The organism is Bradyrhizobium sp. STM 3809 (assembly GCF_000239795.1).
In the GTDB taxonomy this organism is placed as follows: Bacteria; Pseudomonadota; Alphaproteobacteria; order Rhizobiales; family Xanthobacteraceae; genus Bradyrhizobium.
Genome location: NZ_CAFJ01000799.1, coordinates 1 through 10862, shown reverse-complemented (window position 1 = coordinate 10862; position 10862 = coordinate 1). Strand labels below are relative to the sequence as shown.

At 66.4% G+C, this 10862-nt stretch carries 9 protein-coding genes; all 9 read left to right on the top strand.

What is annotated here, in order from left to right:
• Window positions 1-364 precede the first annotated feature (364 nt).
• Entirely contained in the window at window positions 365-1573 is a 1209-nt protein-coding gene (locus BRAS3809_RS33845; protein ID WP_035660390.1) for a class I SAM-dependent methyltransferase, read from the top strand.
• Entirely contained in the window at window positions 1570-2106 is a 537-nt protein-coding gene (locus BRAS3809_RS33840; RefSeq protein ID WP_008966518.1) for a WbuC family cupin fold metalloprotein, read from the top strand. The genes BRAS3809_RS33845 and BRAS3809_RS33840 overlap by 4 nt, the downstream gene beginning before the upstream one ends.
• On the top strand, window positions 2103-2843 hold the full coding sequence (locus BRAS3809_RS33835; RefSeq protein WP_008966517.1) for an SDR family NAD(P)-dependent oxidoreductase: 741 nt from the start codon (window positions 2103-2105) through the stop codon (window positions 2841-2843). Before BRAS3809_RS33840 ends, BRAS3809_RS33835 begins: the two co-directional genes overlap by 4 nt.
• Before the next feature lie 70 nt (window positions 2844-2913).
• Window positions 2914-4179, top strand: a complete 1266-nt coding sequence (locus tag BRAS3809_RS33830) for a class I SAM-dependent methyltransferase (protein ID WP_008966516.1) — start codon at window positions 2914-2916, stop codon at window positions 4177-4179.
• 169 nt (window positions 4180-4348) lie between these two features.
• Window positions 4349-5191: an ABC transporter permease gene (locus BRAS3809_RS33825; RefSeq protein WP_008966515.1), complete on the top strand. Its 843-nt coding sequence runs from the start codon at window positions 4349-4351 to the stop codon at window positions 5189-5191.
• Window positions 5192-5212: 21 nt separating this feature from the next.
• A complete protein-coding gene (locus BRAS3809_RS33820) occupies window positions 5213-5962 on the top strand; it encodes an ABC transporter ATP-binding protein (protein ID WP_008966514.1) in 750 nt (249 codons plus the stop codon).
• A gap of 42 nt (window positions 5963-6004) precedes the next feature.
• A complete protein-coding gene (locus BRAS3809_RS33815) occupies window positions 6005-7072 on the top strand; it encodes a glycosyltransferase family 2 protein (protein ID WP_008966513.1) in 1068 nt (355 codons plus the stop codon).
• Window positions 7069-9180 carry a TIGR04372 family glycosyltransferase gene (locus BRAS3809_RS33810; RefSeq protein ID WP_008966512.1) on the top strand — a complete coding sequence of 704 codons (2112 nt, stop codon included), beginning with the start codon at window positions 7069-7071 and terminating at the stop codon, window positions 9178-9180. Before BRAS3809_RS33815 ends, BRAS3809_RS33810 begins: the two co-directional genes overlap by 4 nt.
• Before the next feature lie 198 nt (window positions 9181-9378).
• The coding region (locus tag BRAS3809_RS33805) for an NF038122 family metalloprotease (protein WP_035660387.1) at window positions 9379-10862 on the top strand (1484 nt) is incomplete at its 3' end.

Below are 10862 nucleotides of genomic sequence, written 5' to 3'. Positions count from 1 at the left end.
GAGGATCAACATCATCGCCACACTCCTGACAGGACCATGTTCGCAGCTCCGGCTGATGCAATGCCTATTCGCCAGTCACCAAACGCGGCCCCCTTCGCCTCTCCTCGGAGAGCTTGTAGCAACCGCCCCGCCCCCTCGCGGCCGAAAGGCTCGCCGTCCATCGCCCCATCGTCACCGAAGGCAGTCTCCCTGCGATTTCCAACGTGGCAAGCAGCCTTTGATATCGGCCGATGCGTGAAGGTTGTCTCCGTGCGGAATATACTGCTAATGTGACCACCCTACCTATGCAACCGCGATTTGTGCGTTATCAGCGGATACATCATCCCGGCCCGGGGTTGTTTTGTTGAGCGCGCCCCGTTGAACCATGTCGCCAGAATCATCTTTCAAATGCCGGTTGTGCGGCTGTGGTCTGAGCTCGCCGCCTCTCTCTCTGGGCCGCCAGCCCGTCTGCAATGGCTTCGCACCTCGTCCGGCTGACGGACGATCGGCGTTGCTCGACATCGCTGAATGCGAGACGTGTCAGTTGGTCCAGCTTCGCGAGGTGCCGGCGCCGGACTTGCTCAGGCCTCGCGTTCCCTGGATTCGCTACCGCGAGCCGGAGGCGCATCTCGACGCGCTGACCGACACCCTCCTCGGCTTCCGACCGGCCACGCAGACCGCATTGGGGCTTGGCCCGTTCGAACAGCCTCTGCTGTCGCGGCTGGCTGCCCGCGGGGTTGCTCCGGTCGCGCTCGAACTGGATATCCCGGCCGTCGACGGATGCTACCCCTATCTCGAAAGCTGGCAGGCCGCCCTCGACGACGATCACCTTGCGGCCAGGGCCGCACAGCTCGGGACCTTCGACATGGTCTCCTGCCGTTACCTCGTCGAGCATACGCCGGATCCCGTCCAGGCGTTGCGGGCGCTCAAGCGCGTGCTCAATCCCGGCGGCGTGGTGTTGATCGAGGTCCCGGACAGCAGCAAGTTTCTCGCCGCGCGCGACTACTGCTTCCTGTGGGAGGAGCACAGCTGCTATTTCGTCGAGGACACGCTGCGCCGCCTGGCCGAGGTGAGCGGCTATCGCGTCCTGGCTCTACTGCGCTACCCCGGCGCCCTCGAAGATGCCCTGGCGGCCGTCCTCACGCCCGTCGACGCTTCTCCTGCGGCGGCCTCGCCCCTCGGGCCTTCCAGCCTGTTCCAGGCCTATCGTGACAATTTTGCTTCCATCCGCACGCGGCTGCGCACCAGGCTGACGGCCCTCGCGGGTCCCGGCCGCGACCAGATCGCGCTGTTCGGCATAGGGCATCACGCCATCATGTTCGGCAACGCCTTTGACGTGGCCGACCTGTTCGCGCTGGCTGTGGATGATGATCGCGACAAGGGAGGCTTTTTTCCGCCGGGCTTCTCCGTCCCCGTGATAGGCTCGGACCGGCTGCTGGCGGACGAGCGGATCACCACCTGTCTGTTCGCCGTGGCCCCCCACATCGAGGGCAAGGTGCGCGAGAAGCTCGCTCCCCTCGCGGCGCGCGGTGTGCAATTCCGTTCGATCTATGCGGCGCTCGACAACGCCATAACCAAGGACCTCGTTTCATGAGCCTCGTTCAAAAATCCCCCGAGGTGTTCCTGGCCGAAGGACCGATCGCGGCCGTGGGACAGGCGGAGATCAACACGCTCAGGGCCGCCGTGAAGGCCAGCCCGAAGCGACGGGCGCGGATCAACGCGCATCCGGACGGCGACGACACCCTGCACGAGATGATCATCGCGATCGATTCCAGCTCCTACATCCGGCCGCACAAGCACCCGGGCAAGAGCGAGGCGTTCCATATCATCGAGGGCGAGGTCGATATCGTCGTGTTCAACGATGACGGACAGATCGAGCGCGTCGTCGAGCTGGGGCCGCCGGGCGGCACACGGCCGTTTTATTACCGGATGTCGAACGCATTCTTCCACACCCTGATCATCCGCAGCGACCTGCTGATCGTGCACGAGATCACCAACGGACCGTTCCGCCCCGGCGCCAGCGTGTTCGCCGATTTCGCGCCCGAGGACAGCGACGCATCTGCTGCCGCAGCCTATCAGGCCGATCTGGTCCGGCGCGTCGCAGCGCTGCAGGATGCCGCGGCATGACCCGCCATGCCGTCGTGGTCGGCGGCACCCGCGGCCTTGGCCGCGTGGTCGTCGAGCGCTTCCTTGCCCGCGGCTGCGCCGTCAGCGTGGTCTCGCGGCAGCGTCCGGCTGATTTTCCCGACCAGACCGACCTGAAGCATTTTTCGGCGGATCTCGAGCGCAGCGACAGCTTTGCCGGGCTCTGGCGCGAGATCGCCGAGGCTCAGGGGCCGATCCGCTATCTCGTGCTGAGCCAGCGCTTCCGCGGCCAGGGCGATCCCTGGGCCGGCGAGATCCAGGTCGGCCTGACCGCCTCGCGCGACCTGATCGAGGGCTTTTCCGGCCATTTTGCCGAGGACGGCGATCGCGCCATCGGCGTGGTCAGCTCGGTCTATGCCGAATTCGTCGGCTCGTCACAGCCGGTCGGCTACCACGTCGTAAAGGGCGGCCTCAATGCGATGGTCCGGCATTACGCCGCGACGCTCGGCCGCCGCGGCATCCGCGTCAACGCCATCATGCCGCTGACCTATCTGAAGCGCGAATCGCGCGTGTTCTATGAGCAGAACGACAGGCTGATGGAGACCTACCGCAAGCTGGTCCCGCTCGGCCGCCTCGGCACCGCCGAGGAATGCGCCGACGCGCTCGATTTCCTGTGCAGCCCGCGCTCCTCGTTCATCAACGGGCAGAGCCTGTTCCTCGATGGCGGCGTGTCCACAGTCTGGCAAGAAGAGGTCGCCAAGAGCTTCGCGGGGCTGTAAAACGCGCCGCAACTCCGCTTCGGCCGACCAGTCCCCGCCCGGAGGATCGCCAACCTAGGACCGCGACATCATGCAGCACGTCAAGCACAAGACCGATTGCCGCCTGTGCGGCTCGACCTCGCTCGATCACGTGCTGCCGATCCGTCCGTCCGCGATCGGAGACGCGTTCGTGACCGCCGACCGGCTGAGCGAAAAGCAGGACCTCTATCCGCTCGACTGCTATCTCTGCCTGTCCTGCGGGCATCTGCAGAATCTCGACGTCGTCGACCCCGATGTCCTGTTCCGCGACTACACCTACCGCACCTCGGTGTCGCTCGGCCTCGTCGAGCATTTCAAGCGCTATGCGCAATCCGTGGTGTCGACGCTCGGCATCCCCAAGGGCAGCCTGGTCGCCGAGATGGGCAGCAATGACGGCTCGCTGTTGAAGGCGTTCAAGGCCGAGGGCATGCGGGTGCAGGGCATCGACCCCGCGCGCGACATCGCCGCGACGGCGACCTCCGAGGGCATTCCGACCATCCCCGACTTCTTCACCAGCGCGCTGGCGGAAAAGATCAGGGCCGACCAGGGCGAGGCGAAGCTGTTCTGCGCCAACAACGTCTTCGCGCACATCGACAACATGTCCGATGTCGTGAAGGGCATCCGGCTGCTGCTCGCCGACGACGGCGCCTTCGTGTTCGAGGTCTCCTACATCGTCGACATGATCGACAACATGGTATTCGACACGATCTATCACGAGCACGTCTCGCACCATGCGCTGATCCCGCTCGAGACGTTCCTGAACCGGCACGACATGACGCTGTTTCATGTCGAGCGCACCGGCACCAAGGGCGGCTCGATCCGCGCCTTCGCGCAGCCGAAATCGACCGGCAAGCGGCCGCGCTCGGCGGAGCTGTCGAAGCTGATCGCCGAGGAGGAGCGCCGCGGCGTGACCAAGCCGCAGATCTATCGCGACTGGTTCGTCGCCATCGAGGATTGCAAGCGCCGCGTGCTCGCTCATCTCGACGAGGCCATTGCCGCCGGCCAGCTGGTCGCCGCCTACGGCGCCTCCACCACCACGACCACCCTGCTCTACCATTTCGAGCTGGAGAACCGGGTCAAGTTCATCGTCGACGACAACCAGCTCAAGCATGGCCGCTTCAGCCCCGGCGCCCACATCCCGGTGCTGCCCTCCAGCGAGCTCGCCACCCGCAAGCCCGACATCGTGGTGATTCTCGCCTGGATCTATGCCGACCCGATCCTGAAGCGGAATCAGGCGTATCTCGATGCCGGCGGCCGCTTCCTGGTGCCGCTGCCGGAGCCGCGCATCGTCGATGCGGCGGGGTCGACGACGATCTGAAGCCTTTCCTGGGAGCCGCTGCCTGCCGCAGGGGGCGGCTCGGCGCTGAGCGGTTGACAGCCCCCGCGTAACATGGTGCAGCAAGCGCGCCGGTCCGCCGCCAGCGCGCCGGCGGTCCAGCGGTTTCGGCTGGCGGACCAGACACTTACGGCACTCGCGAGGGATAGGAATGACCACCCTGACCGATGGACAGGTCGAGCGGTTCGTGATTGCGGACAAGCGTCGCTTTTCCTGGGCGCGCTGCCGCGAGGACATCGCCCCATTCATCACCCGTCACGTCACCTGGCGCGCGCTCGCGGCGGGCGACATCCGGTCGAAATACCGCCGCACCATGCTTGGCCCATGGTGGATTACCGCGACAAACGCGATCACCGCCCTGATCATGGGCGCGGTCGCCGGCCGCTTCCTCGGCGCCGACATGAAGACCTATCTGCCGCACTTCATGGTCAGCATGACGATCTGGAACTTCATCGCCTCGTCGCTCGGCGAGTCCTGCTACACGATGATCAATGCCGGCGGCATGATCAAAGCCGTGGACATGCCGATCCTGATCCACGTGATGCGCATGGTTCAGCGCAACCTGATCATCTTCCTGCACAACATCGCCATCATTCCCGTCATCTGGCTGATCTATCCGTGGTCGGTCGGCTTCGTCGGCCTGCTGAGCCTGTTCGGTCTGGCCCTGGTCTATGTCTTCATCGTCAGCCTGACCACGATCGTCTCGATGATCTGCGTCCGCTACCGCGACGTACCCCCGGTGATGAATGCGATCATCCAGCTGCTGTTCTTCATCTCGCCGATCATCTGGGCACCCGGCCAGATCAAGGGCGGCGCTTTCGTCGTTGCCCTCAATCCGATCGCCTATCTGCTGGCGGTGACGCGGGATCCGCTGATGGGGACCGTTCCGAGCCTTGCGAGCTGGGCCGGAGCGATCGGGTGCGTCGTCATCCTGACCGTCGCGATGATGTATATCTACACGCGTTATCGCTCGCGCGTCGTGTACTGGGCCTGATGAGGCCAGCCGGGATCCGCCATGCCACTGATTGAAGCCAAGCAAATCGGGATCGAATTTCCGGTCGCGCCGCCGAACGCGCGGTCGTTTCGGCATCTCGCCATCAAGGCCGCGTCGCGCGTCGGCGGCCGGGTCTCCCGGAGCGACGGCTCGTTCCAGTTCGTCCAGGCGCTGGATGACATCAGCTTCACCCTGAAGCAGGGCGACCGGCTCGGCCTCGTCGGCCACAACGGCGCCGGCAAGACCACGCTGATCCGCGTGCTCGCCGGCATCTACGAGCCGACGCGCGGCTCGCTGCGGGTGGTCGGCCGCAACGTGCCGATGTTCGACATCGGCCTCGGCATGGATGAAGAAGCGTCCGGCTACGAGAACATCCGCACCCGCGGCCTGATCCTGGGCCTCTCGCCCGAGGAGATCGAGCAGCGCGTGCCGGAGATCGCCGAGTTTGCCGAACTCGGCGATTATCTGGAGCTGCCGATCCGGACCTATTCCTCGGGCATGCTGCTGCGCCTGGTGTTCTCGATTGCAGCCTCGATCCATGGCGACATCATCCTGATGGACGAATGGATCGCGGTCGGCGACGCCCATTTCCGCAAGAAGACCCATGACCGGCTGCAGGAGATCACCGGGCGTTCGGGCATCGTCGTGCTGGCCTCGCACGATCTCGGCCTGCTGCGCGACACCTGCAACCTCGGGCTCTATCTCGACGGCGGCCGCGTGCGCGCTTTCGGCGCTCTGGACGACGTGTTGAAAGAGCTGCCGACGTCCTGACCGGCAGGCGTGGGACCGATGCGGCAGGATGTTCGCTGAGCCATGACCCCGACGACCAGCCCAGCCGCCGCGCCGACCGTCACCCTGGTCGTGCCCAATTTCAATCACGCCCACTACCTGCCCGAATCGCTCGGCAGCATCGCCAATCAGACCCGCGCGCCCGACCGCGTCATCATCATCGACGACTGCTCGACGGATGACAGCATCGCGGTAATTTCACGCTTCCTCGCGGACAGGCCGGGCTGGCAGCTGATTCGCCACCAGACCAACCAGGGGGTCGTGCGCGGCCAGAACGAGGCGCTGGCGATCGCGGACACCGGCTGGATCGGATTTCTCGGCGCCGACGACGCGCTGCATCCGACCTATCTCGAGAAGGCGATGGCCCGGGCCGCCGACCACCCGGAGGCCGGCCTCGTCTTCGCCTGCTGCGAGATCATCGGGCCGCATGGGGCTTCGGCCAAGCGCATGCTGCGCCCGATGATGCTGCCTGCGGCCGGATCCGCGATGCTCGTTCCGAGCGACGTCCGCCGCATCCTGCGTGTCGGTGACAACTACTTCTCCGGAACGACCTCGCTGTATCGCAAGGAGGCCCTCCAGGCGCTCGGCGGCTTTGACGTCAAGCTCGGCTCGTTCTCGGATGCGTTCCTGGCGCGCCGGCTGGCGCTGACCTATGGCTGCTACTTCCTTGCCGATGTCCTCGGCTATTGGCGCATTCACGGGCAGAACTACTCGACGGCCACGGCGACGGACCCGGCATCGCTCAATGCCAAGCTGGCCGAGATCGGCACGCTGATCCGGCAAAGCAGCCTGTTTCCTCCGGGCTATGACGCTGCGTTCGCCCGACGCAACCGCTTCGGCGCCGCGCGCATGGTGCTCGGCAATGCGACGGCGCCCACCGCCAAGGCGGCGCGGGTGTCCGCCCTGCTCGACGGCAACGCGCTCGACACGCATCTGCTTGCGTGGCTCCTGAGCCTCGGAACAGCCGGGCGATTAGCTGCCCTCGCCTGGGTCACGCTCCGGACCCGCCCGATGTCGCTGTCGCGGCTGCTCGCCCAGACCGGGGTCCGACGCCAGATCATCGCCGCAACACCGGCCTATCGCGCGCCATGACGATGCGTGCGCCCATCGGCTCGCTGCGGCATCGCCTCAGCCAACGGCAGGTGGCCACAGCCCCTGTGCGCAGCGCGCCAGCCGCACAGCCGTCGCCGCAGCCCGCGCGCAGCCGCTGGTCGCCGAGAACCTGGCTGACGGCATCGGCGTTCCGCCTCTACGCCTTCCTGAGCGCGAGGCGCCGGCAGTTGCTGCCGCTGACCACCCGCGCCGCCAACATCGTCGACAGCCGGCTCATCGTTGCGCCGGCCGGCGCGAAGCTGTTGCGGCTGACGGACCGGCAGCTCGCGCGAGGATCATTCATCGGCCCGCTGCTGGCACGGCTGGTCTCGACCACGCTCGCCGCATCCGCGCAGGTCCATCTCGCGGCGAGCCGCAAGCCGAGCGCATTGCGCGCGGTGCGTCTGCTGAACCTGATTTTCCGCGGCCAGATCCGCAGCCGCTCCGGCGTCGGCGCCCAGGCCTATTTCGCCACCCTGGCGCTGTGCAGCGCTTACGACCGGATCGTCCACGACGTGCCACGGCCCGAAGCGATCGACAGCTTTGCGATCAACTTCGCGGTCGGCGTCGCCCACATGTATCGCGCCAACCTGCCAGAGGCCGCCCATTTCCTCACCGCGGCGGCAGCGTCGGGCGACGGCAATGCGCTGCGCAAGCTCGGCGCGGTCCATGCGCTCGCCGGCGATCACGTCGCGGCCGCCGCCTGCTTCCAGGCCTCGGTCGAACGCGATCCGCGCTCGGTGATGGCGCATCAGAACTACGCGGGCGGCTACGATCCCTCGACCTACACGCCCAGCGCCTGGGAGCTGGAGAATGCCGGCGAGCTGCTGATCTACGACAACCTGATCCAGCTCGGCGAGAACTTCTATCACCAGGGCCGCTACATCGACACGTTCCGCAGCTATCAGGCGGCGCTCGATCACCAGGATGCGCTCGCGCGCAAATGGTCCATCCCCGACGCGCTGGTCCGGCGCATCGCCGCCGCGAGCCGGATCTTCGATCCCACGCTGCCGGTCCGGCTGCTCGGCTATGAATGGGTGACGCTGATCGGCCATATCGGCTTCATCGACTGCCATTTGCGCATGGCCGCGCTCGGCATGCTGCCGCGCGCCAACTATGTGCTGCTCGCGCCGCCGGCCAAGGTGGTCAACCAGCCCTTCCTCAGGCTGTTCGCGCGGCATGTCACGATCATCGAGGATGCTGCGCTGGTCGATGATCTCCTGCCCTATCAGCGTCTCGTCGGCGATCAGTTCATCGCCGTCCGCGGCACCGATGGCCTGGCCGAGCCATGGGCGCATGCGGCATCGCGGGCGCAGGTCGCCTGGGCCGAGCAGCAGCGCGGACCGATCGTCGAGCCTCCCGCGGAGCTGATGGAATCCGGCGCCGCCAGGCTGCGCACGGCCGGCGTCACCGCCGACTGGTTCGTCGCGATGCATATCCGCGAAGGCGGCTATCACGGTGATGGGCCCGGCACGACGCGCCAGCATCGCTCCGCCAATGTCGGCGACTACCTCGACGCCATCGCGGCGATCACGGCGCGCGGCGGCGCCGTGATCCGCCTCGGCGACCGCAGCATGACGCCGCTGCGCGGCATCCCGGGTGTGTTCGACTACGCCCACAGCGACATCAAGTCGGCGGAGATGGACCTCTATCTCTGCGCCGCCGCGCGCCTGTTCGTCGGCACGACATCGGGCCTGACCACGGCCGTGCAGGCGCTGGGCACTCCCATGCTGCTGGTGAACTGCATCTCCAACGACTGCCAGTTCTGGCACGAGCGCACCGACTTTACCGTGCGTCCGGTCTACGACCGGCGTGCACGGCGCTATCTGTCGCTGCGCGAGACCTATCGCCAGCCGTTGCAGGCGCTGCTGATCGACACCGCCGTGCTGGCGCGCCACGGACTGGAGATCCACGCCAACACCGCGCAGGACATCGCGGAGGCCGTCCGCTACAAGCTCGACTGCCTGGACGGCACCGGCCGGCCGATGCGCGATGGCGGCCCGCAGCTCGACCGTTATCGCGCGGCGCTCGGCGACAATCCCTACAATTTTGGTGCTTCGTTACCGGTGCCGGCATTCCTGAACCGGCTACCGGAACTGCTTGGCTGAGAGGCTTGGTTTAAGCGTCTCCGTTCGATGCGCGCCCCCCACCGCGACCGGCCGTAGTTTTCCTGACCTTCTGCGTGGCCATTAACCGGCGAGCAAGACCGTCAGCCTGATGGTGGGGGTGGCACGGCACGAGCCGCTCAGCAGCGGTTCGCCAGGATCGAGCCACGCGCCGTCACGGGAATAGCTGGGACCGAGGTCATGTCTGGAGTATACGCCTCACAGTCGAATCCAAGCTCGCAATCCGACGATCCCGGCGTTCCGCCGCCATCGAACCCGGTCGAGCTTCCTGACGAGGCGGTTCAGGCAGAGCTCGCCCAGGGCGATTTCGGCGGTGTCGGCGCCATTACCGCCGTCGGCGCCGGCGGATTGACGATCAATCTGCTGTTCGACACGGCGGCGATGAACGCCCCTGCGAGCTTCCGGGCTGGCATTCAGCAGGCCGCGGCGATCCTCACCTCGATGATCTCCGATCACATCACGGTCAACCTCAAGATCGACTACAGCGGCACCGGCGGCGGCGCGGCCGCGGGGCCCGACGGCGGTCAGTGGATGGGCTATTCCACCGTCCGTTCCAATTTGATCAACAACGCCAGCGCGGGCGATACCACCTTCAATGCCCTGCCCGCCGGATCCAGCATCCAGGGCCAGTCCTACGTCGCGGTGTGGAATACGCAGCTGAAGCTGTGGGGCGGGCTCGGCGCCAACGACACCACCACGGACGACGGCAGCGCGACCTTCGCCACCGACATCAATCCAAACCTGCTGGTCGGCGTGGCGCTGCACGAACTCACCCACGCCTTCGGCCGCGTCCCCTATGGGCCGCAGCCCGACATCTTCGACCTGTTCCGGTTCTCGAGCCCCGGCGTCCGGCTGATGAGCGGCGGCGCGACCGCATCGACCGCCTACTTTTCGGTCGACGGAGGCTATACGAAGATAGGTGACTACGGCCAGTCGTCCGACCCGAGCGACTTCCTCAACAGCGGCGTGCAGGGCGGCAACGATCCGTTCAACGAGTTCTACACCGGCAGCACGCTGCAGACATTGACGGCCGCCGATCTCAAGCAGATGGACGCGCTCGGCTTCCATCTGGTGTCGGCGACGCCGGTCACGATCGAGTCGGCGGGCTCGACCAGCCTGGTCCAGGTCGGGCTGAGCTACTTCCTGAACCCCGTCGGCGGCGGCACCGGCCCGCAGATCAAGTTTGGCGGCAGCACCGTTGCGCCGGGGCAGCTCGGCGGCTGGACGCCGATCGGCGCCGAGACCAGCGGTAGCGGCTATCAGGTCGCCTGGAAGATGACCGGCGCCGACGTCTACACGGTATGGAATCTCGACAGCAGCGGCAATTACACCGGCAACGCCATCGGCGGCGTTTCGGGAGGTACGGCCGCGTTCGAAGCGTTCGAGACCTCGTTCCATCAGGACCTGAACGGCGACGGCACGATCGGCATTCCGACCACCGTGATCGAGGCCGTCGGCTCGACGAGCCTCGTCCAGGCCGGCAACGGCTATTTCCTCAATCCGGTCGCCGGCGGCACCGGACCGCAGGTGAAGTTCGGCGGCGCCAACCTCGTCGTCGGACAGCTCGGCGGCTGGACGCCGATCGCGGCAGAGGCCGTCGGCGGCGGCTATCAGATCGCGTGGAAGATGGCCGGCGCCGACCTCTATACTGTCTGGAACACGGA